Origin of the sequence: Cytobacillus praedii, from assembly GCF_001439605.1 — a bacterium.
Taxonomy (GTDB): Bacteria; Bacillota; Bacilli; order Bacillales; family Cytobacillaceae; genus Cytobacillus; species Cytobacillus praedii.
Window position 1 is genome coordinate 34,699 of the sequence record NZ_LMBX01000025.1, and the last position, 26,086, is coordinate 60,784.

The 26,086-nt window shown below is 39.2% G+C and carries 43 protein-coding genes; 41 read left to right on the forward strand and 2 right to left on the reverse strand.

Annotated elements, in window-relative coordinates; all coding sequences use genetic code 11:
- Window positions 1-38 precede the first annotated feature (38 nt).
- From rplC to ASU02_RS20895, 39 genes are all read left to right on the forward strand, one after another.
- On the forward strand, window positions 39-665 hold the full coding sequence (rplC, locus tag ASU02_RS20700; RefSeq protein WP_053478265.1) for a 50S ribosomal protein L3: 627 nt from the start codon (window positions 39-41) through the stop codon (window positions 663-665).
- Window positions 666-692: 27 nt separating this feature from the next.
- Entirely contained in the window at window positions 693-1,316 is a 624-nt protein-coding gene (gene rplD, locus ASU02_RS20705; RefSeq protein WP_057767202.1) for a 50S ribosomal protein L4, read from the forward strand.
- A complete protein-coding gene (gene rplW, locus ASU02_RS20710; protein WP_057767204.1) occupies window positions 1,316-1,600 on the forward strand; it encodes a 50S ribosomal protein L23 in 285 nt (94 codons plus the stop codon). Before rplD ends, rplW begins: the two co-directional genes overlap by 1 nt.
- Window positions 1,601-1,629: 29 nt before the next feature.
- Entirely contained in the window at window positions 1,630-2,460 is an 831-nt protein-coding gene (rplB, locus tag ASU02_RS20715; protein WP_057767206.1) for a 50S ribosomal protein L2, read from the forward strand.
- A gap of 60 nt (window positions 2,461-2,520) precedes the next feature.
- Entirely contained in the window at window positions 2,521-2,799 is a 279-nt protein-coding gene (rpsS, locus tag ASU02_RS20720; protein WP_049635903.1) for a 30S ribosomal protein S19, read from the forward strand.
- A gap of 18 nt (window positions 2,800-2,817) precedes the next feature.
- Window positions 2,818-3,159 carry a 50S ribosomal protein L22 gene (rplV, locus tag ASU02_RS20725; protein WP_057767209.1) on the forward strand — a complete coding sequence of 114 codons (342 nt, stop codon included), beginning with the start codon at window positions 2,818-2,820 and terminating at the stop codon, window positions 3,157-3,159.
- Between the two features lie 3 nt (window positions 3,160-3,162).
- Window positions 3,163-3,819 (forward strand): 30S ribosomal protein S3, encoded by a 657-nt coding sequence (rpsC, locus tag ASU02_RS20730; RefSeq protein ID WP_053478260.1) that lies wholly within the window; start codon window positions 3,163-3,165, stop codon window positions 3,817-3,819.
- A 1-nt stretch (window position 3,820) separates the two neighbouring features.
- Entirely contained in the window at window positions 3,821-4,255 is a 435-nt protein-coding gene (gene rplP / locus ASU02_RS20735; RefSeq protein WP_053478259.1) for a 50S ribosomal protein L16, read from the forward strand.
- The gene (rpmC, locus tag ASU02_RS20740) at window positions 4,245-4,445 is read left to right on the forward strand and encodes a 50S ribosomal protein L29 (protein ID WP_053478258.1); all 201 of its coding nucleotides are present in this window, start codon (window positions 4,245-4,247) and stop codon (window positions 4,443-4,445) included. Before rplP ends, rpmC begins: the two co-directional genes overlap by 11 nt.
- A gap of 21 nt (window positions 4,446-4,466) precedes the next feature.
- On the forward strand, window positions 4,467-4,730 hold the full coding sequence (rpsQ, locus tag ASU02_RS20745) for a 30S ribosomal protein S17 (RefSeq protein ID WP_053478257.1): 264 nt from the start codon (window positions 4,467-4,469) through the stop codon (window positions 4,728-4,730).
- A 40-nt stretch (window positions 4,731-4,770) separates the two neighbouring features.
- Entirely contained in the window at window positions 4,771-5,139 is a 369-nt protein-coding gene (gene rplN, locus ASU02_RS20750; protein ID WP_057767210.1) for a 50S ribosomal protein L14, read from the forward strand.
- A gap of 35 nt (window positions 5,140-5,174) precedes the next feature.
- On the forward strand, window positions 5,175-5,486 hold the full coding sequence (gene rplX, locus ASU02_RS20755; protein WP_057767212.1) for a 50S ribosomal protein L24: 312 nt from the start codon (window positions 5,175-5,177) through the stop codon (window positions 5,484-5,486).
- A 26-nt stretch (window positions 5,487-5,512) separates the two neighbouring features.
- Window positions 5,513-6,052, forward strand: coding sequence for a 50S ribosomal protein L5 (rplE, locus tag ASU02_RS20760; protein WP_057767214.1), 540 nt, complete (start codon window positions 5,513-5,515; stop codon window positions 6,050-6,052).
- A gap of 25 nt (window positions 6,053-6,077) precedes the next feature.
- A complete protein-coding gene (rpsN, locus tag ASU02_RS20765; RefSeq protein ID WP_009336593.1) occupies window positions 6,078-6,263 on the forward strand; it encodes a 30S ribosomal protein S14 in 186 nt (61 codons plus the stop codon).
- Window positions 6,264-6,292: 29 nt separating this feature from the next.
- Entirely contained in the window at window positions 6,293-6,691 is a 399-nt protein-coding gene (rpsH, locus tag ASU02_RS20770; protein ID WP_053478253.1) for a 30S ribosomal protein S8, read from the forward strand.
- A gap of 31 nt (window positions 6,692-6,722) precedes the next feature.
- The gene (rplF, locus tag ASU02_RS20775) at window positions 6,723-7,259 is read left to right on the forward strand and encodes a 50S ribosomal protein L6 (RefSeq protein ID WP_057767216.1); all 537 of its coding nucleotides are present in this window, start codon (window positions 6,723-6,725) and stop codon (window positions 7,257-7,259) included.
- A 32-nt stretch (window positions 7,260-7,291) separates the two neighbouring features.
- The gene (gene rplR, locus ASU02_RS20780) at window positions 7,292-7,654 is read left to right on the forward strand and encodes a 50S ribosomal protein L18 (protein WP_057767217.1); all 363 of its coding nucleotides are present in this window, start codon (window positions 7,292-7,294) and stop codon (window positions 7,652-7,654) included.
- 24 nt (window positions 7,655-7,678) lie between these two features.
- Window positions 7,679-8,179: a 30S ribosomal protein S5 gene (gene rpsE / locus ASU02_RS20785; RefSeq protein ID WP_057767218.1), complete on the forward strand. Its 501-nt coding sequence runs from the start codon at window positions 7,679-7,681 to the stop codon at window positions 8,177-8,179.
- Between the two features lie 13 nt (window positions 8,180-8,192).
- A complete protein-coding gene (rpmD, locus tag ASU02_RS20790; RefSeq protein ID WP_053478249.1) occupies window positions 8,193-8,375 on the forward strand; it encodes a 50S ribosomal protein L30 in 183 nt (60 codons plus the stop codon).
- A gap of 34 nt (window positions 8,376-8,409) precedes the next feature.
- A complete protein-coding gene (gene rplO, locus ASU02_RS20795; protein WP_053478248.1) occupies window positions 8,410-8,850 on the forward strand; it encodes a 50S ribosomal protein L15 in 441 nt (146 codons plus the stop codon).
- On the forward strand, window positions 8,850-10,145 hold the full coding sequence (gene secY, locus ASU02_RS20800; protein WP_057767220.1) for a preprotein translocase subunit SecY: 1,296 nt from the start codon (window positions 8,850-8,852) through the stop codon (window positions 10,143-10,145). The genes rplO and secY overlap by 1 nt, the downstream gene beginning before the upstream one ends.
- A 64-nt stretch (window positions 10,146-10,209) precedes the next feature.
- Window positions 10,210-10,863: an adenylate kinase gene (locus ASU02_RS20805; RefSeq protein ID WP_057767222.1), complete on the forward strand. Its 654-nt coding sequence runs from the start codon at window positions 10,210-10,212 to the stop codon at window positions 10,861-10,863.
- Complete coding sequence (gene map, locus ASU02_RS20810; protein WP_057767224.1) at window positions 10,860-11,606, forward strand: type I methionyl aminopeptidase; 747 nt, start codon at window positions 10,860-10,862, stop codon at window positions 11,604-11,606. The genes ASU02_RS20805 and map overlap by 4 nt, the downstream gene beginning before the upstream one ends.
- Window positions 11,607-11,779: 173 nt before the next feature.
- Window positions 11,780-11,998 (forward strand): translation initiation factor IF-1, encoded by a 219-nt coding sequence (infA, locus tag ASU02_RS20815; protein ID WP_009336604.1) that lies wholly within the window; start codon window positions 11,780-11,782, stop codon window positions 11,996-11,998.
- A gap of 35 nt (window positions 11,999-12,033) precedes the next feature.
- Window positions 12,034-12,147: a 50S ribosomal protein L36 gene (rpmJ, locus tag ASU02_RS20820; protein WP_000868344.1), complete on the forward strand. Its 114-nt coding sequence runs from the start codon at window positions 12,034-12,036 to the stop codon at window positions 12,145-12,147.
- A gap of 22 nt (window positions 12,148-12,169) precedes the next feature.
- Window positions 12,170-12,535, forward strand: coding sequence for a 30S ribosomal protein S13 (gene rpsM, locus ASU02_RS20825; RefSeq protein WP_053478244.1), 366 nt, complete (start codon window positions 12,170-12,172; stop codon window positions 12,533-12,535).
- Between the two features lie 21 nt (window positions 12,536-12,556).
- Window positions 12,557-12,946: a 30S ribosomal protein S11 gene (gene rpsK / locus ASU02_RS20830; protein ID WP_053478243.1), complete on the forward strand. Its 390-nt coding sequence runs from the start codon at window positions 12,557-12,559 to the stop codon at window positions 12,944-12,946.
- 173 nt (window positions 12,947-13,119) lie between these two features.
- Window positions 13,120-14,064, forward strand: a complete 945-nt coding sequence (locus ASU02_RS20835; RefSeq protein WP_053478242.1) for a DNA-directed RNA polymerase subunit alpha — start codon at window positions 13,120-13,122, stop codon at window positions 14,062-14,064.
- 79 nt (window positions 14,065-14,143) lie between these two features.
- Window positions 14,144-14,506 carry a 50S ribosomal protein L17 gene (gene rplQ / locus ASU02_RS20840; protein WP_053478241.1) on the forward strand — a complete coding sequence of 121 codons (363 nt, stop codon included), beginning with the start codon at window positions 14,144-14,146 and terminating at the stop codon, window positions 14,504-14,506.
- A 517-nt stretch (window positions 14,507-15,023) separates the two neighbouring features.
- On the forward strand, window positions 15,024-15,866 hold the full coding sequence (locus ASU02_RS20845; RefSeq protein ID WP_232426308.1) for an energy-coupling factor ABC transporter ATP-binding protein: 843 nt from the start codon (window positions 15,024-15,026) through the stop codon (window positions 15,864-15,866).
- Window positions 15,842-16,711, forward strand: a complete 870-nt coding sequence (locus ASU02_RS20850) for an energy-coupling factor ABC transporter ATP-binding protein (RefSeq protein ID WP_057767228.1) — start codon at window positions 15,842-15,844, stop codon at window positions 16,709-16,711. Before ASU02_RS20845 ends, ASU02_RS20850 begins: the two co-directional genes overlap by 25 nt.
- A complete protein-coding gene (locus tag ASU02_RS20855) occupies window positions 16,708-17,505 on the forward strand; it encodes an energy-coupling factor transporter transmembrane component T family protein (protein ID WP_057767230.1) in 798 nt (265 codons plus the stop codon). The genes ASU02_RS20850 and ASU02_RS20855 overlap by 4 nt, the downstream gene beginning before the upstream one ends.
- 12 nt (window positions 17,506-17,517) lie before the next feature.
- A complete protein-coding gene (truA, locus tag ASU02_RS20860; protein WP_057767232.1) occupies window positions 17,518-18,255 on the forward strand; it encodes a tRNA pseudouridine(38-40) synthase TruA in 738 nt (245 codons plus the stop codon).
- A gap of 196 nt (window positions 18,256-18,451) precedes the next feature.
- Entirely contained in the window at window positions 18,452-18,889 is a 438-nt protein-coding gene (gene rplM, locus ASU02_RS20865) for a 50S ribosomal protein L13 (RefSeq protein WP_053478236.1), read from the forward strand.
- A gap of 21 nt (window positions 18,890-18,910) precedes the next feature.
- Window positions 18,911-19,303, forward strand: coding sequence for a 30S ribosomal protein S9 (gene rpsI / locus ASU02_RS20870; RefSeq protein ID WP_057767233.1), 393 nt, complete (start codon window positions 18,911-18,913; stop codon window positions 19,301-19,303).
- A gap of 398 nt (window positions 19,304-19,701) precedes the next feature.
- Entirely contained in the window at window positions 19,702-20,079 is a 378-nt protein-coding gene (gsiB, locus tag ASU02_RS20875; RefSeq protein ID WP_057767235.1) for a glucose starvation-inducible protein GsiB, read from the forward strand.
- 620 nt (window positions 20,080-20,699) lie between these two features.
- Window positions 20,700-21,143, forward strand: coding sequence for a YbaK family protein (locus ASU02_RS20885; protein WP_057767239.1), 444 nt, complete (start codon window positions 20,700-20,702; stop codon window positions 21,141-21,143).
- 91 nt (window positions 21,144-21,234) lie between these two features.
- Window positions 21,235-21,951, forward strand: a complete 717-nt coding sequence (cwlD, locus tag ASU02_RS20890; RefSeq protein WP_057767241.1) for an N-acetylmuramoyl-L-alanine amidase CwlD — start codon at window positions 21,235-21,237, stop codon at window positions 21,949-21,951.
- A 169-nt stretch (window positions 21,952-22,120) separates the two neighbouring features.
- Window positions 22,121-23,179: an Mrp/NBP35 family ATP-binding protein gene (locus ASU02_RS20895; RefSeq protein WP_057767243.1), complete on the forward strand. Its 1,059-nt coding sequence runs from the start codon at window positions 22,121-22,123 to the stop codon at window positions 23,177-23,179.
- 53 nt (window positions 23,180-23,232) lie between these two features.
- Here ASU02_RS20895 and gerD read toward each other — a convergent pair whose 3' ends face one another.
- Window positions 23,233-23,871, reverse strand: coding sequence for a spore germination lipoprotein GerD (gene gerD / locus ASU02_RS20900; protein WP_057767245.1), 639 nt, complete (start codon window positions 23,869-23,871; stop codon window positions 23,233-23,235).
- Window positions 23,872-24,023: 152 nt separating this feature from the next.
- On the opposite strand from gerD, the gene ASU02_RS20905 reads away from it, so the two are divergent.
- The gene (locus ASU02_RS20905) at window positions 24,024-24,662 is read left to right on the forward strand and encodes a KinB-signaling pathway activation protein (protein ID WP_057767248.1); all 639 of its coding nucleotides are present in this window, start codon (window positions 24,024-24,026) and stop codon (window positions 24,660-24,662) included.
- Between the two features lie 27 nt (window positions 24,663-24,689).
- Here the strand turns inward: ASU02_RS20905 and pdaB are convergent, their stop codons facing one another.
- On the reverse strand, window positions 24,690-25,442 hold the full coding sequence (pdaB, locus tag ASU02_RS20910) for a polysaccharide deacetylase family sporulation protein PdaB (RefSeq protein ID WP_057767250.1): 753 nt from the start codon (window positions 25,440-25,442) through the stop codon (window positions 24,690-24,692).
- 140 nt (window positions 25,443-25,582) lie between these two features.
- On the opposite strand from pdaB, the gene ASU02_RS20915 reads away from it, so the two are divergent.
- Entirely contained in the window at window positions 25,583-25,813 is a 231-nt protein-coding gene (locus tag ASU02_RS20915; RefSeq protein WP_057767252.1) for a hypothetical protein, read from the forward strand.
- Window positions 25,814-26,086: the final 273 nt, after the last annotated feature.

A 26,086-nucleotide genomic window follows, 5' to 3' on the forward strand; every position in this document is an offset into this window, starting at 1 on the left:
GAATAAATTTTACTAACAATCTAGGAGGTGTGACTGATATGACCAAAGGAATCTTAGGAAGAAAGATTGGTATGACTCAAGTGTTTGCTGAAAACGGTGAACTTATCCCGGTAACAGTTGTTGAGGCAGCTTCTAACGTTGTTCTTCAAAAGAAATCAGTAGAAACTGATGGCTATGAAGCAATTCAAGTTGGTTTTGAAGATAAACGTGAAAAGCTATCTAACAAGCCTGAAAAAGGACATGTTGCAAAAGCTAACACTGCTCCTAAGCGCTTCGTTCGTGAATTACGTGGAGTGAATTTAGGAGATTATGAAGTTGGTCAAGAAGTCAAAGTTGATATTTTTGCAGCAGGTGAAACTGTTGATGTAACAGGAATTTCAAAAGGTAAAGGTTTCCAAGGTGCTATTAAGCGTCACGGACAATCTCGCGGACCAATGGCTCACGGTTCACGTTACCACCGTCGCCCAGGTTCAATGGGTCCTGTAGCTCCAAACCGCGTATTCAAAGGTAAATTATTACCAGGACGCATGGGCGGAGACCAAGTTACTGTTCAAAACCTTGAAATCGTAAAAGTTGACGTTGAACGTAATCTTTTACTTATTAAAGGTAATGTACCAGGTGCGAAAAAAGCAATGCTAAAAATTAAAAGTGCGGTAAAAGCATAGTATTAAGTCGGAAAGGAGGAATAAAGAATGCCGAAAGTAGCATTATACAGCCAAGCTGGATCAAAGGTTGGAGAAATCGAACTTAATGATACAGTGTTTGGAATTGAGCCTAACAACCATGTTTTATTTGAAGCAGTTGTTATGCAAAGAGCTTCTTTACGTCAAGGAACTCATAAAACTAAAATTCGTTCTGAAGTAGCAGGCGGTGGACGTAAGCCATGGCGCCAAAAAGGAACAGGCCGTGCGCGTCAAGGTTCTATCCGTTCTCCACAATGGCGCGGAGGTGGAACTGTATTTGGTCCTGTACCACGCAGCTACAGCTACAAATTACCTAAAAAGGTACGTCGCTTAGCTATTAAATCTGCTTTATCTTCTAAGGTATTAGATGAAAATGTATTAGTATTAGAAAGCCTTGCTTTCGAAACTCCAAAAACAAAAGACTTTAAGGGTGTACTTAAAGGACTTTCAATTGATACAAAAGCATTAATCGTAACTGCAGACCTAGATGAAAATGTAGCATTATCTGCTCGTAACATCCCAGGTGTAACAGTTGTGACTGCTTCTGGAATCAGCGTATTGGATGTTCTAAATCATGATAAGTTAATCATGACGAAGGCAGCGGTTGAAAAAGTAGAGGAGGTGCTTGCATAATGGATGCACGCGATATCATTAAGCGCCCCGTAATCACTGAACGTTCTACTGATCTTATGGCTGAAAAGAAATATACGTTTGAAGTTGATGTTAAAGCGAATAAAACACAAGTTAAGGATGCTATTGAAGCAATTTTTGGCGTGAAAGTTGAAAAAGTTAACATCATGAATTACCAAGGTAAATTCAAGCGTATGGGTAAATTCGGCGGCTATACAAACAAACGTCGTAAAGCAATTGTAAAATTAACAACTGACAGTCAAGAAATCGAGTTTTTCGAAGCTTAATACATTGACGAGAAAAGGAGGGAAACGAAATGGCGATTAAAAAGTATAAACCTACCACAAACGGTCGACGTAATATGACTTCATCTGACTTTGCTGAAATTACTACAAGCACTCCAGAAAAGTCATTACTTGCTCCTTTACACCGTAAAGGCGGCCGTAATAACCAAGGTAAGTTAACAGTTCGTCATCAAGGTGGCGGTCATAAGCGTCAATACCGTTTAATCGATTTTAAACGTAACAAAGATGGCATTCCAGGACGCGTTGCTACAATTGAGTATGATCCAAACCGTTCAGCAAACATTGCATTAATTAATTATGTTGACGGAGAAAAGCGTTACATCCTTGCACCTAAGAATTTAGAAGTAGGCATGGAAGTAATGTCTGGACCGGAAGCAGATATTAAAGTGGGTAATGCACTTCCACTTGCAAACATCCCAGTGGGTACAGTTATTCACAATATTGAATTAAAACCTGGTAAAGGTGGACAGTTAGTACGTTCAGCAGGTACTTCTGCACAAGTTCTTGGTAAAGAAGGAAAATACGTACTTGTTCGTCTAAACTCTGGTGAGGTTCGCATGATTCTTGCAACTTGCCGTGCAACTATTGGTCAAGTTGGTAATGAACAACACGAACTTATTAACATTGGTAAAGCAGGACGTTCACGCTGGTTAGGTAAGCGCCCAACTGTTCGTGGTTCTGTAATGAACCCTAACGATCACCCACACGGTGGTGGGGAAGGACGTTCACCAATCGGACGTAAATCACCAATGACTCCATGGGGTAAACCAACTCTTGGATACAAAACTCGTAAGAAAAACAACAAATCAGATAAATTTATCGTGCGTCGCCGCAAAAAATAACGGGATTGAACTACGGTTCCAGATTCGGGCCGTAGAACAATCGCGAAGGGAGGTTCAATCATGGGTCGCAGCTTAAAAAAAGGACCTTTTGTTGATGAACATTTAATGACAAAGATCGAAAAGCTAAATGAAACTGAGGGCAAACAAGTTGTAAAAACTTGGTCTCGCCGTTCTACGATCTTCCCGCAATTCATCGGACACACAATTGCTGTTTACGATGGTCGTAAACATGTGCCTGTATACGTTACTGAAGACATGGTAGGCCACAAGCTTGGAGAATTCGCTCCAACACGTGCATACAAAGGCCATGGCAATGATGATAAGAAAACAAGACGTTAATGAGAGGAGGGCATTCATATGCAAGCTAAAGCTGTTGCAAGAACAGTTCGTATTGCTCCTCGTAAAGCTCGTTTAGTCGTAGATTTAATTCGAGGTAAGCAAGTAGGTGAAGCAGTAGCGATTTTAAACTTAACGCCAAAAGCTGCTTCTCCAATCGTAGAGAAGGTTTTAAAATCTGCATTAGCCAACGCTGAGCACAACTACGAAATGGACGTTAATAATTTAGTAGTTTCTCAAGCATTTGTTGACGAAGGACCAACATTAAAACGTTTCCGTCCTCGTGCACAAGGCCGTGCAAGCCAAATCAACAAACGTACTAGTCATATTACTATCGTTTTATCAGAAAAGAAGGAGGGGTAATCAGTGGGTCAAAAAGTAAATCCAGTCGGTTTGCGTATCGGAGTTATCCGTGATTGGGAATCTAAATGGTACGCAGGCAAAGACTATGCTGATCTTTTACACGAAGACCTTAAAGTGCGTGAGTACATCACAAAGCGTCTAAATGATGCTTCTGTTTCTAAAGTGGAAATCGAACGTGCTGCAAATCGTCTTAATATCACTATTCATACTGCAAAGCCAGGAATGGTTATCGGTAAAGGTGGTACTGAGGTTGAAGCACTTCGTAAGGCGCTTAACTCACTTACTGGCAAACGTGTACACATCAATATTCTTGAAATCAAAAAAGCTGACATTGACGCGAAATTAGTAGCGGAAAACATTGCTCGTCAATTAGAAAACCGTGTTTCTTTCCGTCGTGCTCAAAAACAAACGATTCAACGTGCAATGCGTGCTGGTGCTAAAGGTATCAAAACAATGGTATCTGGCCGTCTAGGCGGTGCTGATATCGCACGTTCTGAAAGCTATAGCGAAGGAACAGTTCCACTTCATACTCTTCGTGCTGATATCGATTATGCTACAGCTGAAGCTGATACAACTTACGGTAAATTAGGCGTAAAAGTATGGATCTATCGTGGAGAGGTCCTTCCTACTAAGAAGAAAACTGGGGAAGGAGGCAAATAATATGTTATTGCCAAAGCGCGTAAAATATCGTCGTCAACATCGTGGGAAAATGCGCGGTCAAGCAAAGGGCGGTACTGAAGTAACATTTGGTGAATTCGGTCTACAAGCTACAGAAGCTTCTTGGATTACGAACCGTCAAATCGAATCTGCTCGTATTGCGATGACTCGTTACATGAAACGTGGCGGTAAAGTTTGGATTAAGATATTCCCGCATAAGCCATATACTGCAAAGCCTCTTGAAGTCCGAATGGGTTCCGGTAAGGGTGCTCCTGAAGGATGGGTAGCAGTTGTTAAACCTGGTAAAGTAATGTTTGAAATCGCAGGTGTTTCTGAAGAGATCGCTCGTGAAGCTTTACGTCTTGCAGCACACAAACTTCCAGTTAAGTGTAAGTTTGTAAAACGAGAAGAAATTGGTGGTGAATCAAATGAAAGCTAATGATATTCGTGACCTTACCACTGCCGAAATTGAACAAAAAGTCAAATCATTAAAAGAAGAGTTATTCAATCTTCGCTTTCAATTGGCGACAGGACAGCTTGAAAATACAGCTCGTATTCGTGAAGTACGTAAGTCGATTGCTCGTATGAAAACTGTTATTCGTGAAAGAGAAATTGGTTTTACAAAGTGATATTGAGAGGAGGTTCGCACAATGAGTGAACGCAACCAACGCAAAGTTTACACTGGGCGTGTTGTTTCAGATAAGATGGATAAGACCGTTACTGTCTTAGTTGAAACATACAAAAAACACCCTTTATACGGTAAACGCGTTAAGTACTCTAAAAAATTCAAAGCTCATGATGAGCAAAATCTTGCGAAAACTGGCGATATCGTCCGTATTATGGAAACTCGTCCGCTTTCAGCTACAAAACGCTTCCGTCTTGTAGAAGTGGTAGAAAAAGCAGTTATTATCTAATTGTTCGGAAAAACCCTAATTCCGAAGGGAGGTTACACTCATGATTCAACAAGAATCACGTTTGAAAGTTGCTGACAACTCTGGTGCTCGTGAAGTACTTACAATCAAAGTTCTTGGTGGCTCTGGCCGCAAGACAGCTAATATCGGTGATATTATCGTTTGTACAGTGAAACAAGCAACACCAGGTGGCGTTGTTAAAAAAGGTGATGTTGTTAAAGCAGTAGTTGTTCGTACAAAGAGCGGTGTACGCCGTAATGACGGTACTTATATTCGTTTTGATGAAAACGCATGTGTAATTATTCGTGATGACAAGGGCCCTCGTGGAACTCGTATCTTCGGACCAGTTGCTCGTGAACTACGCGATAGCAATTTCATGAAAATCGTTTCTTTAGCTCCAGAAGTATTATAATACTAACTAAATTGCCTTTAAGGAGGTGCTTACTGATGCATGTGAAAAAAGGTGACAAAGTTATGATCATCTCTGGTAAAGATAAAGGCAAAACGGGCGTTATTCTTGCAGCGTTCCCTAAACAAGATCGTGTTCTTGTTGAAGGAGTTAACATTGTCAAGAAACACTCTAAGCCTTCACAAGTGAATCCGCAGGGCGGAATCATTAACCAAGAGGCTCCTATTCATGTATCAAACGTTATGCCTGTCGACCCTAAGTCTGGTAAACCAACTCGTGTAGGCTATAAAACGGTTGATGGCAAAAAAGTACGTGTAGCAACAAAATCCGGTGAAGTTCTAGATAAATAGTTTAAAGAAGAAGGGAGGTACAATGAATGAACCGCCTAAAAGAAAAATATACAAAAGAAATTACTCCTGCTCTAATGAGCAAGTTTAACTATAAATCAGTAATGCAAGTGCCTGTAATTGATAAAATTGTTATTAATATGGGTGTTGGTGATGCTGTTCAAAACTCAAAAGTACTTGATAATGCGGTGGAAGAATTAGCATTAATTACTGGACAAAAGCCAGTAGTAACTCGTGCGAAAAACTCTATCGCTGGTTTCCGTCTTCGTGAGGGTATGCCTATCGGTGCGAAAGTTACTCTTCGTGGAGAGCGTATGTATGAGTTCTTCGACAAATTAATCTCTGTATCTCTTCCGCGTGTTCGTGACTTCCGTGGTATTTCTAAGAAGTCATTTGACGGCCGTGGAAACTATACTCTAGGTGTAAAAGAGCAATTAATCTTCCCTGAGATTGATTACGATAAAGTAAGCAAAGTTCGTGGTATGGATATCGTTATCGTAACTACAGCTAATACTGATGAAGAAGCTCGTGAACTTTTAACTCAATTCGGAATGCCATTCCAAAAGTAATCGCTAAATAGAGGGAGGCGAAAACGTGGCTAAAAAGTCAATGATTGCGAAACAAAAACGCACGCCTAAACATAAGGTACAAGAATACACACGCTGCGAACGTTGCGGACGTCCACATTCTGTATACCGTAAATTTAAGCTTTGTCGTATTTGTTTCCGTGAATTAGCATATAAAGGTCAAATTCCTGGCGTGAAAAAAGCTAGCTGGTAAAACCCAAGTGTGGGAAGGAGGTAAAAACAATGGTCATGACAGATCCAATTGCAGACTTGCTTACTCGCATCCGTAATGCGAATATGGTTCGTCACGAAAAATTAGAAGTTCCTGCTTCTAATATTAAAAAAGAAGTTGCAGAAATCCTTAAGCGTGAAGGTTTCGTGCGTGATGTTGAGTTTATCGAAGACAATAAGCAAGGTATTATCCGCATTTTCTTAAAATACGGTTCAAACAACGAGCGCGTAATTACTGGTCTTAAACGTATCAGTAAACCTGGTCTTCGTGTATACGCAAAAGCTGACGAAGTACCACGTGTACTTAACGGCCTTGGAATCGCACTAGTTTCTACTTCTCAAGGAGTTCTTACAGATAAAGAAGCTCGCGCTAAACAAGTTGGCGGAGAAGTACTAGCATACGTTTGGTAATAGAGTTTCTTAATGAATGGAGGTGCAATAAATGTCTCGTATAGGTAAAAAACCGATTGAAATTCCAACTGGCGTTACAATCACTAATGATAAAAACACGGTTACTGTTAAAGGACCAAAGGGTGAACTTACTCGTTCATTCCATCCTGATATGATGATTCAATTAGAGGAGAACGTATTAACTGTTTCTCGTCCAACTGATTCAAAAGAACACCGTACAATTCATGGTACAACTCGTGCATTATTATCGAACATGGTTGAAGGTGTTTCTAAAGGCTTTGAAAAAGGTCTTGAGCTTATTGGTGTCGGTTACCGTGCTCAAAAACAAGGTAAGAAGCTTATCCTTAATGTGGGTTACTCTCATCCTGTTGAAATGGAACCTGAAGAAGGTATTGAGGTTGAAGTACCATCAAATACGAAAATTATCGTTAAAGGAATCAGCAAAGAACGTGTTGGTGCTTTAGCAGCTAATATTCGTGACGTTCGTCCTCCAGAGCCTTACAAAGGAAAAGGTATCCGCTATGAAGGCGAATATGTGCGTCGTAAAGAAGGTAAAACTGGTAAGTAATGCCGCATAAGTAAACGAAAGGAGTGACTTAAATGATTACGAAGGCTGACAAAAATGCAGTTCGTAAGAAAAGACATGGCCGTGTACGTGCTAAACTTTCTGGAACTGAAGCTCGTCCTCGTTTAAATGTGTTCCGCTCTAATAAGCATATCTATGCTCAATTAGTTGATGATGTTAAGGGAGTAACTTTAGCAAGTGCTTCTACATTAGATAAAGAAATTAATCTAGAATCTACAGGAAACGTTGATGCAGCAGTTAAGGTCGGAGAATTGGTTGCAAAACGTGGAGTAGAAAAAGGTATTAAATCTATCGTTTTTGATCGCGGAGGATACCTTTATCATGGTCGTGTAAAAGCATTAGCTGATGCGGCACGTGAAAACGGATTAGAATTTTAATAGATAAAGGAGGGACACAAAAACATGCGTCGTATTGATCCAAACAAACTTGAACTTGAAGAACGCGTAGTTACTGTAAATCGTGTAGCGAAGGTTGTTAAAGGTGGACGTCGTTTCCGTTTCTCTGCTCTTGTAGTAGTAGGCGATAAAAACGGTCATGTCGGCTTTGGTACTGGTAAAGCACAAGAAGTACCTGAAGCAATTCGTAAAGCGATTGAAGATGCGAAGAAAAACTTAATCGAAGTACCGATGGTTGGAACATCAATTCCTCACCAAGTTATTGGAAACTTTGGTGCTGGTGAAGTTCTTTTAAAGCCTGCATATGAAGGTACTGGTGTTATTGCTGGTGGACCAGTTCGTGCGGTTCTAGAATTAGCTGGTGTTGGTGATATTCTTTCTAAATCTTTAGGAACAAACACACCAATCAACATGGTTCGTGCAACACTGAACGGTTTGCAACAATTAAAACGTGCTGAGGACGTAGCTAAATTACGTGGAAAATCAGTAGAAGAACTGTTAGGATAAGGAGGGAAATCAAATGGCGAATAAACTAGAAATTACCCTCACTCGCAGCGTGATTGGTCGCCCGCAAGACCAACGCGAAACAGTTAAAGCTCTTGGTTTACGCAAAATGCACCAAACAGTTGAGCATCAAGATAATCCTGCTATTCGCGGAATGATCAACAAAGTTGCTCACCTTGTTACGGTAAAAGAAAACTAAATTTCACTCTTCTACAAAATAAGGAGGTGCCAACATGAAACTTCATGAATTAAAGCCTGCAGAGGGTTCACGTCAAGAACGTAAGCGCAAGGGCCGAGGAATCGGTTCTGGTAACGGTAAAACTGCTGGTAAAGGTCATAAAGGTCAAAACGCTCGTTCAGGTGGCGGTGTTCGTCCTGGTTTTGAGGGTGGTCAAACACCTTTATTCAGACGTTTACCAAAACGTGGTTTCACGAATGTTAACCGTAAAGAATACGCAGTAGTGAACCTTGATGCACTAAACCGTTTTGAAGATGGAACTGAAGTAACTCCAGTTCTTCTTGTCGAAACAGGGGTAGTAAGTAATGAAAAAGCAGGAATTAAAATTCTTGCTAAAGGCAAAGTTGAGAAAAAGCTTACAGTTAAAGCTCATAAATTCTCCTCTGCTGCAAAGGAAGCGATTGAAGCTGCCGGCGGTCAAACTGAGGTGATTTAATGTTTCAGACTATCTCCAATTTTATGCGCGTGGGTGATATAAGAAGAAAGATCATATACACCCTTTTAATGCTGGTCGTATTTCGCATCGGTACTTTCATACCAGTACCAGGTGTGAATGCCGGCCTTTTACAAGCCCAGGATGAATTAAATGCATTCGGTCTTTTAAATACTTTTGGCGGTGGTGCGCTTCTTAACTTCTCGATACTTGCGATGGGGATTATGCCATATATTACGGCATCAATCATCATTCAGTTGCTGCAAATGGACGTTGTGCCAAAGTTTACTGAATGGTCAAAGCAGGGAGAAGTTGGACGCCGTAAATTAGCTCAGTTTACCCGCTACTTTACTATCGTGCTTGGTTTCATCCAAGCTCTTGGTATGTCTTATGGTTTTAATAACCTTGCGAATGGTCAGTTGATTGAAAACCCAGGAATTGGTTCTTATCTTCTTATTGCAACAGTATTAACTGCTGGAACTGCATTTCTATTGTGGTTAGGGGAGCAAATTACTGAAAAGGGCGTTGGAAATGGAATTTCCATTATCATCTTTGCTGGTATCGTTGCTGGTATACCATCTGTTGTTAACCAGATTTACGCACAGCAATTTGAAAATGCGGGAGAACAAATATTCCTTCGTATCGTTACAGTATTATTAATCCTTCTTGCGGTAGTTGCTATTGTTGTTGGAACAATTTTTATCCAACAGGCGTTAAGAAAGATTCCAATTCAGTACGCTAAGCGTGTCACAGCTGGAAGAAATCCAGTTGGCGGGCAAAACACTCACTTGCCATTAAAAGTTAATGCAGCTGGTGTTATTCCAGTTATCTTTGCGATTTCATTCATCATTACTCCGAGAACTGTTGCTGGATTCTTTGAGCAAAATGATGTCACTTTATGGATTCAAAGAGTATTTGATTATACGACTCCGGTCGGAATGATCATCTACAGTGCATTAATTATTGCTTTTACTTATTTCTATGCTTTCATTCAAGTGAATCCAGAACAAGTTTCAGATAACTTGAAAAAGCAGGGCGGGTATATTCCAGGCATAAGACCAGGAAAAAGCACGCAGGAATATTTAACGCGCGTTTTATATCGTTTAACATTTGTAGGTTCACTCTTCCTTACAGCTATAGCCATTTTGCCGATGCTGTTTATCAACATCGCAGGATTGCCGGACTCAGCTCAAATAGGAGGTACAAGTTTGCTCATCGTTGTCGGTGTTGCACTAGATACGATGAAACAACTTGAATCACAGCTTGTTAAACGTCATTATAAAGGGTTTATCAAATAATTTGGTTTTTAGGGGACATGTATAAGGTTCCCTATAAGCCAATTAGATTTAAGGGGGAATTCATATGAATTTAGTATTAATGGGGCTCCCCGGTGCCGGTAAAGGTACACAAGCCGAGAAGATAGTCGACAAGTATGGCATCCCTCATATTTCAACAGGTGATATGTTTCGTGCAGCTATTAAGGATGAAACGGAACTAGGCCTGAAAGCAAAATCTTTCATGGATAAAGGCGAGCTTGTTCCTGATGAAGTGACAATCGGTATTGTTCGTGAACGATTAAGCAAGGATGACTGTGAGAGAGGTTTCTTGCTTGATGGATTTCCAAGAACGGTTCCTCAAGCAGATGCACTTGAAAATATCCTTGCTGAATTGAATAAAAAAATTAATTTTGTCATTAATATTGATGTGGATCAAGATATTCTTATGGAGCGCTTAACTGGCCGCCGAATCTGTAAAGATTGTGGCGCTACCTATCATCTCGTATTTAATCCGCCTGCAAAGGCTGATGAATGTGATCGCTGTGGCGGGGAACTGTATCAGCGTGCAGACGATAATGAGGCAACGGTTAAGACACGGCTTGATGTGAATATCAAACAAACAAAGCCTTTGCTTGATTTCTATGAAGCAAAAGGGTATTTACGCAATATTGATGGCCAGCAGGATATCGATAAAGTATTTACTGATCTGGATCGTTTACTCGGGGGCTTGCATGAATGATTATTTGCAAAACGCCGCGTGAAATTGAGATCATGCGTGAGGCCGGCAAAATTGTAGCATTGACTCACCAAGAACTGAAAAAACATATTGCTCCTGGAATAACAACAAAAGAATTGGATCATATTGCTGATACATTTATTCGCAAAGCGAATGCAATTCCTTCGTTTAAAGGCTATAATGGCTTCTCTGGCAGCATTTGTACTTCAGTAAATAATGAACTTGTTCATGGCATACCTGGTAATCGGGTGTTGAGAGACGGCGATATTATCAGCGTAGATATTGGTGCTAAATATAACGGTTATCATGGTGACTCTGCTTGGACATATCCTGTAGGTACAATTGATGATGAAACGAAGCGTTTGCTAGACGTTACAGAAGAATCATTATTTATCGGCCTTAAGGAAGCAAAGCCAGGCGAGCGTCTATCGAACATCTCACATGCTATTCAAACATATGCGGAACAAAATGGTTTTTCCATTGTACGCGAGTATGTTGGTCATGGCGTAGGTCAGGATTTACATGAGGACCCTCAAATTCCTCATTATGGTCCCCCAAACAAAGGTCCACGACTTAAACCGGGTATGGTACTTGCTGTTGAACCAATGGTGAATGCAGGAAGCCGATATGTGAAAACATTGACTGACAACTGGACAGTCGTAACAATTGACGGGAAAATGTGTGCTCATTTTGAACATACGATTGCAATTACTGAAAATGGATATGAGATACTTACAATTGCTTAATTGTTCGTATTTAAATATATCATTTCGATTTTGTTCCGTTTCTGTGCTATAATCATAAGGTTGTTAGTTTCAAATATATTTCTCGAAAAATCCGGCGTGTAATGATGGAAAGCAAGCTTTGCTTTTGCAAAGATAAATGGGTTCGTATTTGAATAAAGAAAGGAGACTGTTTGATGGCGAAAGACGATGTAATTGAAATTGAAGGCACAGTGGTTGATACTTTGCCAAATGCCATGTTTAAAGTAGAATTAGAAAATGGTCATACGGTGTTGGCTCATGTTTCTGGTAAGATCCGTATGCATTTTATTCGTATTTTACCAGGAGATAAAGTTACTGTGGAGCTTTCTCCATATGATTTAACTCGCGGAAGAATCACTTATCGTTTTAAATAACCATTGCACTCCGTACTATTAAGGAGGTTAGGATAATGAAAGTAAGACCATCTGTTAAACCGATCTGCGAAAAGTGCAAAGTTATCCGCAGACGTGGAAAAGTTATGGTTATCTGTGAAAACCCTAAACATAAACAAAAACAAGGTTAATAACAAGGAGGTGCGCTAATTTATGGCACGTATTGCTGGTGTAGATATTCCACGTGAAAAACGTGTAGTAATCTCATTAACTTACATCTATGGGATTGGTAAAAATACTGCTCAGAAAGTATTAGCAGAAGCTGGTGTTTCTGAAGACACTCGTGTTCGTGATTTAACTGAAGATGAGTTAAATAAAATCCGTGAAGTCATCGATAAGCTAAAAGTTGAAGGTGACCTTCGTCGTGAAGTTTCACTTAACATTAAGCGTTTAATGGAGATCGGAAGCTATCGTGGTCTACGTCATCGCCGTGGTTTACCGGTTCGCGGACAAAACACTAAAAATAACGCTCGCACACGCAAAGGTCCTCGTAAGACTGTAGCGAACAAGAAGAAATAATCGGTAAAGGAGGTACTTTAAATGGCACGCAAAACTAATACACGTAAACGTCGTGTGAAAAAGAATATTGAACAAGGTGTTGCACACATTCGTTCTACTTTTAATAACACAATTGTAACTATTACTGATGCTCATGGGAATGCACTTTCTTGGTCAAGTGCTGGTGCGCTAGGATTCAAAGGTTCACGTAAATCTACTCCTTTCGCAGCTCAAATGGCAGCAGAAACTGCAGCGAAGTCATCTATGGAACACGGAATGAAATCTCTTGAAGTAACTGTTAAGGGACCTGGTGCAGGACGTGAAGCGGCAATTCGTGCGCTACAAGCTGCTGGTCTTGAAGTAACTGCTATCAGAGACGTGACTCCAGTTCCACATAATGGATGTCGCCCACCAAAACGCCGCCGTGTTTAATTTTTCTGTATAGAATTTGTATCCTTGTCTATAATGGGATATGATGTAAATGTTTTTTAATTATACAGGATTATTATTCCAGTTGTTGTGCACAAAACGGGAACGTATACATGGGGGAATTTCGGTTAGAATGCTAGCCGGGGTTTCGACGTTTTGAAGGAGGGTATATTTTCATGATCGAAATAGAAAAACCAAAAATCGAAACGGTTGAGATCAGCGATGATGCCAAGTACGGGAAGTTCGTCGTAGAGCCGCTTGAGCGTGGATATGGTACTACTTTGGGTAACTCCTTACGTCGTATCCTTTTATCCTCACTCCCAGGTGCCGCAGTCACATCGATTCAAATTGATGGGGTACTTCATGAGTTCTCAACAATTGAAGGCGTCGTAGAAGATGTAACATCTATCATTTTAAACATTAAGAAACTTGCACTAAAAATTTACTCTGATGAAGAGAAAACTCTTGAAATTGATGTAAAGGGTGAAGGCGTAGTTCATGCTGCTGACATTACACATGACAGTGATGTAGAAATCCTTAATTCAGATTTACACATTGCTACATTAGGTGCTAATGGTCATTTACGCATGCGTCTAACTGCTAGAAGAGGCCGTGGTTACACGCCAGCTGTTCAGAACAAAAGGGAAGATCAGCCGATTGGTGTTATTCCTATCGATTCTATTTATACACCAGTTTCACGTGTGTCTTATCAGGTTGAAAATACACGTGTAGGCCAAATGACTAACTATGATAAGTTAACATTCGATGTTTGGACTGATGGAAGTACAGGTCCACAAGATGCTGTTGCACTTGGTGCGAAAGTCTTAACTGAGCATTTGAATATCTTTGTTGGTTTAACTGATGAAGCTCAAAATGCAGAAATCATGGTTGAAAAAGAAGAAGATCAAAAAGAAAAAGTACTTGAGATGACGATTGAAGAACTAGATCTTTCTGTTCGTTCATATAACTGTTTAAAACGTGCTGGCATCAATACCGTTCAAGAATTAGCTAATAAAACGGAAGAAGATATGATGAAGGTACGTAACTTAGGCAGAAAGTCTCTTGAGGAAGTTAAACACAAACTAGAAGAGCTTGGATTAGGCTTACGTAAAGATGATTGATTAGTTAACGCTTGTTAACTGTCATAAAACTTTAAGCTTACAGGCTAAAGAATGACTTCAACAAAGGAGGGAAACTTTCATGGGATACAGAAAGTTAGGACGTACTAGCTCTCAACGTAAAGCTATGCTACGTGACTTAGCAACAGATTTAATCATCAATGAGCGTATTGAAACAACTGAAGCTCGTGCGAAAGAACTTCGTTCAGTTGTTGAAAAAATGATCACTCTTGGAAAACGTGGCGATTTGCATGCTCGTCGTCAAGCAGCTGCATTCGTACGTAATGAGGTAGCTAACGCTGAAACAAAGCAAGATGCAGTTCAAAAATTATTCAGCGATATCGCTTCTCGTTATGAAGAACGTCAAGGTGGATATACTCGTATTATGAAACTTGGACCTCGTCGCGGTGACGGTGCACCAATGGTAATTATCGAGTTAGTTTAATTTCTATTTGGATGAAGGGCAGGACAGTTTGTTCTTTGCCCTTTTTCTGTAATAGATCAAACTTCTGTAAGGAAGTAGCCAAAGTGAGTGTTACGATGGGCATGATTCGTTCATACAAACTATAAGTGTATGATGTTTTGCATAAGCATAGCATTAGCGCTATCTAACTTCATGTCGCGTCTAGCTCTTCTTGCACCTTTCCAATTATATTTTGTCTTAACGCTGAGCAGGTGGTGTCCTGTTTTATCGGAAAGGTGCGGGCTTTTTTATATTGAAACGTTGTAATGGGCTTAAATAGGGGCAGTATTGACATGTTATAAGCTCGAATTAGCAGATTTAGAAAAGAGCGCTTTTCTTGTTTGTAATGGTCCTTTTATAGGTTTTCGTTAATAAATTTTACTGTCAATGCTATTGAAGCTCGCCAAAAATGGCGGGTTTTTTATTTATAAATTTCTTTTGATTGGCTTAGAGAACAGTTTAGAATAGAGAGATGAGAAAGTTGAGAGGAGGAGCTGCTTTGAATAAGAAAAAGTTAGTTCAATTAGAAAATGTCTCATTTCAGTATCCTTTAGAAACAGGGTTTGCGCTAAGAAATGTTTCTTTTGATATATATGAAGGGGAATGGCTTGCGTTAGTCGGTCATAATGGTTCTGGTAAATCAACCCTTGCCAAACTTTTAAATGGGTTGCAATTTCCTCAAGAAGGTACTATTAAGGTGAATGGAATGCTTCTTTCGGAGGAAACAGTGTGGGAGACAAGAAAAAAGATCGGTATGGTCTTTCAAAATCCTGATAATCAATTTGTTGGAACAACTGTTCAGGATGATGTGGCTTTTGGTTTAGAAAATAACGGAATTGATCGAGAAGAAATGGTAGAAAGAGTCAAGTACTCGCTGGAAAAGGTTAAAATGGCTCAATTTCTTGATCAAGAGCCGCACCATCTATCCGGTGGCCAGAAGCAAAGAGTAGCTATTGCTGGTGTCATCGCACTTAGACCTTCGATTATTATTTTGGATGAAGCAACCTCCATGCTTGATCCAAGAGGAAGAGAAGAGGTTTTGGAAACGGTTAGAGAGTTAAAAGAGAATCACCATATGACGGTCATTTCGATTACTCATGATTTAGAAGAGGCAGTAAAAGCGGATCGAATCATAGTGATGAATAAAGGAGAGCTTTATCGCGAGGGCAGTCCTGAAGATATCTTTCAAATGGATGAGGAGCTTGTTCAACTTGGTTTGGATATTCCTTTCCCTGTTAAAATGAGCAAGCTTTTAAAGGAACAAGGGGTTTCACTATCTAGGCATTTTTTATCAGAAGAAGAGTTGGTGGAAGAGTTATGGACATCTCACTACAAAAAGTAGAATATCGATATCAAGCTAATACACCTTTTGAACGCCTAGCCATTATAGATGTGTCCATTGATATTCCATCAGGAACCTTTCTTGCAATTATTGGTCATACAGGCTCGGGGAAATCTACGGTGCTGCAGCATTTGAATGCCCTATTAAAGCCGACAGCTGGCAAGGTAGTTATTGGGGATAAAGAAGTTACTGCAGATAAAAAGCAAAAAAACTTAAAGGACATACGGCAGAAAGTAGGGATCGTTTTTCAGTTTCCAGAGCATCAATTATTTGAAGAAACGGTAGAAAAGGATATTTGCTTCGGACCGATGAATTTTGGTGTTTCGATGGAAGAAGCACAGCGAAGGGCTAAGGTAGCAATTAAACAAGTGGGTCTCTCTGAAGAAATATTGAGCAAATCTCCGTTTGACTTATCTGGTGGTCAAATGCGCAGAGTAGCCATTGCAGGGGTGCTGGCAATGGAACCAGATGTCATTGTATTGGACGAGCCTACTGCAGGGCTTGATCCACGCGGAAGAAAGGAAATTATGGATATGTTCCATGCTCTTCATAAGGAGAGAGAGCTCTCGACTGTTCTAGTCACACATAGTATGGAGGATGCATCAAAATATGCGGACCATATTGTTATTATGCAAAAAGGTGAAGTGTATAAAAAAGGAACGCCAGAGGAAATTTTTTCATCTCCTGAAGGATTGATGCAGCTTGGACTAGATGTGCCTGAAGTCGTACGATTCCAAAAAAAAATTGAAGAAACTTTTCATATAAAGTTCTCACAAACTTGTTTAACTGCGGAGTTGCTTACTGAGGAAATTGCTTTGTTATTAAAGGGTGGTGAGCAGAAATGATGGAGAAGATGATTTTTGGCCGTTATGTTCCTGCTCATTCTCTGATTCACCGGATGGACCCGCGCTCAAAGCTAATGATTATCTTTTTATTTGTTTGTATTGTTTTTATTGCAAATAATAGCCTAACATATGGATTATTAGCCATTTATACATTGGGAATGATTTCTTTATCAAAAGTGCCATTTCGGTTTATTATATCGGGACTGAAGCCCGTTCTTTGGCTCGTTCTCTTTACATTGCTTTTGCATTTGTTTTTAACTAAGGAAGGAGAGCTTTTATTTCAAGCTGGCTGGTTCTCCATCTATGAAGAAGGTTTACGGCAGGGGATCTTCATTTCTTTACGATTCTTCCTTCTTATATTGATGACATCCATTCTTACATTGACGACGACGCCGATTGAAATAACAGATGGACTAGAGAGCCTACTGCATCCGTTAAATAAAGTGAAATTCCCTGTACATGAGCTTGCTCTCATGATGTCCATCTCGCTCCGATTTATACCGACTTTGATGCAAGAGACAGATAAGATCATGAAGGCACAGACGGCAAGAGGAGTCGATTTCTCAAGCGGTCCGATTAAAGACAGAGTGAAGGCGATTATTCCCCTTTTGATTCCGCTATTTGTCAATTCCTTTAAAAGGGCAGAGGAGCTTGCTACAGCAATGGAAGCAAGGGGCTATAGAGGCGGAGAAGGAAGAACGAAGTACAGGCAGCTTAGCTGGGGGCTTAAAGATACTTCGATGCTCATATTCCTTGGTATTCTAACAGCGTTATTAGTCTTATTTCGAACATAATGGAGCAATGTGATGCAAAGATATAAATGTATTATTTCTTATGATGGAACACAGTTTGCAGGGTATCAAGTACAGCCAAGTAAGCGGACGGTGCAAGGTGAAATAGAGAAGGCGCTTAGTAAGCTTCATAAGGGCATAGACGTCAAGGTCAGTGCATCCGGCAGAACGGATGCTGGCGTCCATGCAAGGGGACAAGTGATCCATTTTGACTCCCCTCTTTTGATTCCATTGGCCAAGTGGGAGGTTGCTTTAAATACACTGTTACCGGATGATATCGCTATTATTCGTACAGAATTGGCTGCCGATGACTTTCATGCCCGTTTTGATGCAAAAGGGAAGGAATATCGCTATTTCATCCATCGCTCTGCACAGCGGAATCCGTTTAAACGCCATTATGCTTATCAGTATCCATATTCTTTAGATGTAAAGAAAATAAATAAGGCGGTCCCTTTCTTGATCGGAGAATATGACTTTACAAGCTTTTGCTCAGTGAAAACAGATGTAGTTGATAAGGTGCGTGAAATACGTAAGATAGAAGTGCTTGAAGAGGAAGATATGCTGATTTTTCGTTTCGTCGGAAATGGTTTTTTGTATAACATGGTTCGTATTTTAGCAGGGACTCTTTTAGGGGTGGGAGCTGGTGATATTTCTCCTGAAACTATACCAGTTATACTTGAAAAAAAGGATCGCGCCTATGCAGGGAAAACCGCGCCAGCACAAGGTTTGTATTTATGGGAAGTGCATTATTGAAGTAAAAATAGATGCAGTTTTAAAAAAAACATTAAAACAACTAAACCTGGCGTAACATTTTATTGACAATAGTCGATGAAAAGTGTATCATAGCAAAGGTATTGTTATTAAAACCACGATAAGCCCCGGAACTTATTGTGTCTAAGATAAATGAAACCAAATGAATGAATAATGGAAATTTTAGGAGGGAAAATTGATGCGTACAACGTTTATGGCGAATGCAAACAATATCGAGCGTAAATGGTACGTAGTTGATGCTGAAGGCAAAACTTTAGGTCGTCTTGCTAGTGAAGTTGCATCAATCCTACGTGGTAAACATAAACCAACTTATACACCACATGTTGACACTGGTGATCATGTAATTATTCTTAATGCTTCAAAAATCCACTTAACTGGTAAAAAGCTTACTGACAAGATCTACTACCGTCACAGCTTACATCCAGGTGGTTTAAAAACTAGAACTGCTAATGAAATGCGTACAAACTACCCTGAGAGAATGTTAGAGCTTGCTATTAAAGGCATGCTTCCAAAGAATTCTCTTGGCCGTCAAATGTTCAAGAAATTACACGTATATGCTGGCGCTGAACATAAGCACCAAGCACAACAACCTGAAGTTTACGAACTTCGTGGATAATTAATAGGGGAGGTTATTAACTTGGCACAGGTTCAATATATTGGTACTGGTCGTCGTAAGAGCTCCGTTGCACGAGTTCGTTTAGTTCCAGGCGATGGTCAAATTATTATCAACGGTCGTGAAATTGAAGATTATATCCCATTTGCAGCATTACGCGCAGTTGTAAATCAACCGCTTGTAGCTACTGAAACACAAGGCAGCTATAATGTACATGTAAATGTGAATGGTGGAGGATATACTGGTCAAGCTGGCGCAATCCGCCACGGTATCGCTCGTGCGTTACTTCAAGCTGATCCAAACTACCGTCCAACATTAAAGGCTGCAGGTCTATTAACACGTGACGCTCGTATGAAAGAACGTAAAAAATACGGTCTTAAAGGCGCTCGTCGTGCACCTCAGTTCTCAAAACGTTAATATCAACTTTTCAAAGGCTCTCAACCAATTTGGTTGGGGGTCTTTTTTTATTTAAAAATACTTATAACCATAGTTTGGACAAATAAATTATCACAGACAACATTTTATTACAAATTACAGATATTACAAATATTTTAAAATGCTAAAAGCATAAATAAAGGTTTTGTACACGTGAAAAGGTGGTACACACTTATTAAGGTTACAACGAGTTAACCTAATCAAGTCAAATGAGAAGGGGGTATATTCAATGGAACTTTTAAAAGTGGCTGAAAATACCTCAGCTTCTATTCTTAGTACAAGTGAGACATAGTGTTGTTGGAAGCTGAATTTACTTTTTCTTTTATGTAATGAGAGTCAAACGGTAAAAGGTACGATTCAAATTAAAGGAGGAAAATAAAATGGCTAACAATAATGATAACAAAATGAGTATGGAAGAAAGAGGACGTAAAGGCGGACAAGCTACCGCAGAAAAACATGATAAAGACTTTTATCAGGAGATTGGACAAAAGGGCGGGGAAGCAACAGCGGAGAATCATGATAAAGATTTTTATCAGGAAATTGGACAAAAGGGTGGAGAAGCCACAGCTGAAAATCATGATAAAGAGTTTTATCAAGAGATCGGACGGAAAGGCGGGGAAGCCACGGCTGAGAATCACGATAAAGAATTTTATCAAGAGATCGGCCGAAAAGGCGGAGAAGCCACAGCTGAAAATCATGATAAAGAGTTTTATCAAGAAATCGGTCAAAAAGGCGGAAAATCACGCGACAATGATTAACCCTTTAACAGAGAAGCTTGCACAAATAGTGCAAGCTTCTTTTTTCGAAACAATAATTAGCGAAGGGAGAGAACATATACTGACAGAGAGTTCATTTTTTTGTAAGGAAAAATTAAAAGGTGGGAAAGATTCCCCACCTAAAAACTATGGATACTACTTGCTTTTGTTTCCAATATGGCTAACCGAATTAGTTTTATTTTGATCTCCTTACTTAGTGAAAGCCACTCATACGGATAAATCTTCATTTCACTTCCTCCTCCTAATTATTCAGCCTTTATAGAAGTTTGAGTTTTCTGTTATGTTATTTCTCTTCCCCCTAAGCTTATTGATTTAACAAACTTTTCATCTTCAAGTTTGTGGAATTTTCTACATTTTTTTCAATAAAAATGTTGTTTGGAATAAAACAATGATAGGAACACCTGCCTTTGCCGAATATTCCTTTATTAATAATCACGCGCAATTTCCTTTAGTATTAGGGTTTAAAATAGTGTCCTAGTTCGAAAAGTGCGCATCAAGATTGACTGGGTTCTTTAAAATAAAAAATTGGCAAATGAAAGCTTATTGCTTTTTGTATTTCTCTCCTTTCGCCGATAAAGACTATCTACAAGGAGTGAGACTTCATGAATGTAATTACAACTTTTGCAGAAAAGAAAAGAGAAAAACAAATTAAATATGAAAAATCCATTTTAAAGGAAATTTCTATAAAGTCATTAAAGGAAAAAGTGCAGCACCATTTCGGCTCCTCAAGATTTGCATCTGGATTGATCATGAATGCAGGAATTGAAGAGGCATGCTATGATGTGGCAATTGAAGCGTATTTATTAGGTGCCCATTTTAGCCGATTTGGATTATATGGCGAACCAGCTGAAGCTGTAAGGAATCGTTGCCGGTATGAGATTCAGCATTTTTCAGATACACTTTACAACTTCCTCTTATATTGGGGTCATGGGGAAGAAGGAATAATGAGTGAATCCCTCTACTATTTATGTGAGGAATATGTAAACAGCTGGTGGATGGAAGGGTTTCACAAGGGTCAAAGAAGACATAAGCTTCGCCTTCACTAAAATCGCTTGAATTTTGTATTCTTCCTAGTTCTATCTTTTTACCTTGTCCCATATATTTAAATGGAGGACGAGCGGGAGGTTGACAGGGAGTATGAAAAAGATAAAAGCTGCGGCATTCGCCATTGGACTTATCGTCCTATTTTTAATTTTACAATATGATTTTTCAGAAGAGGATTCTTGGGAATCATGGCATTTGCCGTTAACCGGAAAGATTATTTTACTTGATCCAGGGCATGGCGGTCCAGATGGCGGGGCGGGGGATAAGGGTGCGCTTGAGAAGGAAATCGCTCTTGACGTAACATTAAAGGTCAGAGATTATCTTCAAGAACAAGGAGCACTTGTTATTATGACGAGAGAAGATGATCGTGATCTGGCCCCAGATGGCACAAGGGGATATAGCAGAAGAAAAGTGGAGGATTTAAAAAAGCGTCTTGAAATGATTAATACATCGGGTGCAGAATTTTTTGCGAGCATCCACTTAAATGCCATTCCTTCTTCCCGGTGGAGCGGGGCACAGACCTTTTATGCATCCCATAAAGATGAAAACTCAAGAGCAGCAAAGTTCATACAAGATGAATTAAGAAGAAATTTAGAAAACACAAATCGAAAAGCAAAGAAGTTAAATGACGTTTATATCCTTAAGCATGCTGAAATCCCTGGTGCTTTAGTGGAAGTTGGTTTTTTATCCAATCCAGCTGAAAAAGAACATTTAAAAAATGAACAATATCAAAATAAAGTTGCTGCCTCGATATATATGGGGATCCTTAGATATTTTTCTGATGAAAAGGAACTAGAGGAAGAGGAATAAAAGATGCTAAACAGCATCTTTTTTGTTTACTTAATGAACCAAAAAGCAGGAGCTGATAGAAAGTTGTGAGTATTGGTTTTAATTAGACAAGGTGTGATAGAATTAACTGTAGCGCAATAACAATATGTTATACTTTAATGGAAACGAATACATAAAGGCAGGTGCTAGTATGTTAACGGAACAAAATATAAGAGAAGTTTTAAGTGGAGTTCAAGAGCCATTTATACATAAACCACTAGGCGAACTAGGTGCCATTGATGAAGTAAAAATCAAAGAAGAAAAAAATCATGTAAGTGTAAAGATATTAATTGCAAAAACAGGAACTGCTGAGCAGCTTCAACTTCAAACACAAATTGTGAATTTGTTAAAAGAAGCAGGTGCCGCTACTGTCGGTATCCGGTTTAGTGAACTGCCGGAATCTGTATTAGCCCAGTATCGTCAAGCGGTGAAAGAAGAGGATAAAGGATTGCTCTCACCTGATAGCAAAACGACCTTTATTGCCATCGCGAGCGGAAAGGGCGGCGTAGGGAAATCGACTGTTTCGGTGAATCTTGCTGTCTCATTAGCACGATTAGGGAAAAAAGTTGGATTAATTGATGCAGATATTTATGGATTTAGTGTGCCTGACATGATGGGGATTACGACGCGCCCTGTTGTAAGAGGGGAAAAGATTATTCCTGTTGATCGTTTTGGTGTAAAAGTTATATCCATGGGCTTCTTTGTTGAAGATAATGCTCCGATTATTTGGAGAGGCCCAATGCTTGGAAAAATGCTTAACAGCTTTTTTAATGAAGTAGAATGGGGAGACATTGATTATTTATTACTTGATTTACCGCCTGGAACTGGTGATGTGGCGCTGGATGTTCATACGATGCTTCCGTCTTGTAAGGAAATCGTTGTCACTACCCCACACCCAACTGCTGCATTTGTTGCTGCTCGTGCAGGTGCGATGGCGATAAAAACAGAACATGAAATTTTAGGTGTTATTGAAAACATGGCTTATTTTGAAAGCAAGGTTACAGGGGAGAAGGAATATGTTTTCGGTCAAGGCGGTGGACAGAAGCTTGCTGAAGAACTAAAAACTGAAGTATTAGGTCAGCTGCCTCTTCAACAGCCAGATTGGGATGAAAAGGAGTTTGCTCCTTCTGTATATCAAGAAGATCATAGATTGGGAAAAATTTATACGGAAATTGCCCAGAAAGTCGTTCAATCTCTGGAAAATAAATAAAAAGATAAGAAAAAACCTCTTTCCGCTTGTGAGAAGAGGTTTTTTCTTGGGATTTAGCTTCCGCCGCCTCCTTGTCCGCCACCTTTCTGTTCACCGCCTTGCTCCTCTCCACCTTGCCCTCCACTTTCTCCTTCTTTTTCACCGGTTTTTACCTCACTAGCTGCTTTCAGAAGAATTTCTTGGATTTTTGCCTTAAAGAGAGGACTCTCAAATGTTTCAGTTACTACGGTTTGTAAATGTTCGCGATATTCCTTACTTTTTAACACGTTTGTGACTTCTTTTTCTAATTCAGGGTCTTTTAAAACTTCAATCATCATTCCTCGGTATTCAGGATCCTTCATTAAATCTTTTAAAAGCTTTTCATTTTCCTTTTTCATGCTTTTGGCAATGCTTTCAGCAAATTTAGGATCTTCAAAGGACTTTTTCCAAAACTCTGTTCCCTTATCTGAGGTTAAAGTTTTTTCGATCGTTTCAGAGACGACTGCTTGGTCCATTACAAGCTTCTGCTTCATTTTGTCATCTTCCATCAGTTCCTGTATTGCTTTTTTGCCATCATCTGTTTTTAGTATATCCACAATCATTTTCTTTGTTTGTTCATAATCTAAATTGTTGCCGCCTGCTTCACCTGAACCGCAGCCTGCGAGCATCATAATTAGCATAGAAGGGATGAGCGTACGAAACATTTTTAACATATAGAAGCTCCTTTCAGAGATGTCCTTAATGTTAGAATGAAGAAAATGAGCAAATATTATTCGCTTGAATTGCTTTACCTTTACCTAGATTTTTTATTGCTACGTTGGTACAATCAAAAGTGATTGAATAAATGCTATGGAGGAAAAATAAATTGACTAGCCGATATTGGGTAAAGTTATTTATGTCAACTCTGTTAGTTGGGGGATTAACTACTGGGGTTGTAGGTTTTATTGTGCGTTGGAATGAATTTGAACCTATATTTACATCTTTCGATCTTCTTGAAATATTATCTGTTTTAATATGGTTAATTGGAGTAGGTTTTATTTTCAGTGTTCTAAGCCAAGCAGGTTTTTTTGCTTATTTAACTGTTCATCGTTTTGGACTCGGCATATTTAAATCCCATTCGTTATGGAATGCAGTTCAGGTTATTTTAATCTTGTTTGTTTTATTTGACTTGGTCTACCTTCGATATAATGCTTTTGCTGGAGAGGGAGACAGCATTTGGCCATATGTTGGAGTAGCAGCATTTATCTTTGTTGTGGGAGCGGCAGTGGCTGTAATGAAAGTAAAGATGACAAGTAAGGAAGCATTTATACCTGCTGTATTTTTTATGGTTGTTGTTACAACAATCGAGTGGGTGCCGGTTTTGCGAGTAAATGAAGAAAGCTGGGTATATCTAATGATTTTTCCTTTATTAGTATGTAACGCATATCAGCTGCTTATTCTTCAAAAACTTAATAAAGCTTCACAAGAGCAAAGACAAAAAATAGCAAAAAAGCCGGCCAAATAAGGACGGCTTTTTTGCTTCGTTAATGTATTATTTTACTTCGCTAGTTTTTGTTTCAGCATTCGCAATCATTTCAGAAACGGATACAAACTTTAAATTCTTACTGTTTACCCCTTGAATGATTTGCGGCAAAGCTTTGGCTGTTTGTTTTGCTGAATCTGAAGCATGCAAAAGCAGGATATCCCCCTTTTTTGCTTGAGCTGTATTCTTGATAATGACGTCTATGCCGGGATTTGTCCAATCCTTTGAATCAAGGCTCCAATGTACAACCGTATAGCCAAGCCTCTCAGCTACCTTTAATGTTTTTTGATCAAAATGTCCTGTCGGAGCACGAATAAGTTTAATGTCTTTAACATTTAACTTTTTAAATGCATCCTGAGCTTTCGCTATATCCTGCCTGATTTTCTGTTCTTCAAGCTCAGTATAATCTTCATAATTATAACCAAGTATTCCAATTTCATATCCTTCCTTCACAATCCGAGCAACAAGATCCGGATGGCGTTCTGCCCATGACCCTGCTAGGAAAAAGGTAGCGGATTTCACATTTTCCTTTTTAAGAATATCTAGAATGGGTTCTGCTTTTTCATCGCCCCATCCGATATTAAATGTGAGTGCAAGGTCCTTTTCACCTTTGTATATTGCTTTAGGTCCAATTTTTGAGGAAAATGCAGGCAGATGGACAATGTTTCCGACATAAAGGAACCATGCAGCAAAAAAGGCAGTTGTTACAACAATAGCAAGCTGTTTAAGCGTTTTCCCGTTTAGTACAAAAAAGAAGTTCATAATACCCTTCACCTCGTCCAAATCACTTCTTGTCTCAATTTTATGCGAGTAATTTTTAAAAATGATTTGAAAAACAAATTCATAAAAAAAATAAATTGGAAAATACTACAAAAACCAAACTGAAATAAAGGGGTTTTAGGATGTTAGGGATGTTAATCAATCAAAAGGAACAAAAAGAAATAGAGTATTTAATAAAAAGAGAAATGGATGAAATATTATTTGATTTGAAGGATGACCGAATCGATCATATAGTAAAAAGAGCAATGGAAGAAAGATACAAGATTTTATTTGCGTTATTTAAAAGAGTGGCTGCACCTAATGAATGCTTGAAATATATGCTGAATAGACAGAAGAGGGAGCAAAAAGGATAAAACTTAAAAAAACTTTTCAACTTTTATTGACTTAGTTTTATTTAGCTGTTATATTAATAAACGTCGCTGATGACGTAATGAAAATAACTTAAAAAAGTTATTGACGTCAAAAGTGAAAAATGCTATATTAATAAAGTCGCTGTGAGCGATAAGCAAATGTTGCTCTTTGAAAACTGAACGAACAAAAAACGTCAATGTTTAAAACAAGTTTTAAAACTTAAGAGCTAATCTTACTCTTTATTGGAGAGTTTGATCCTGGCTCAGGACGAACGC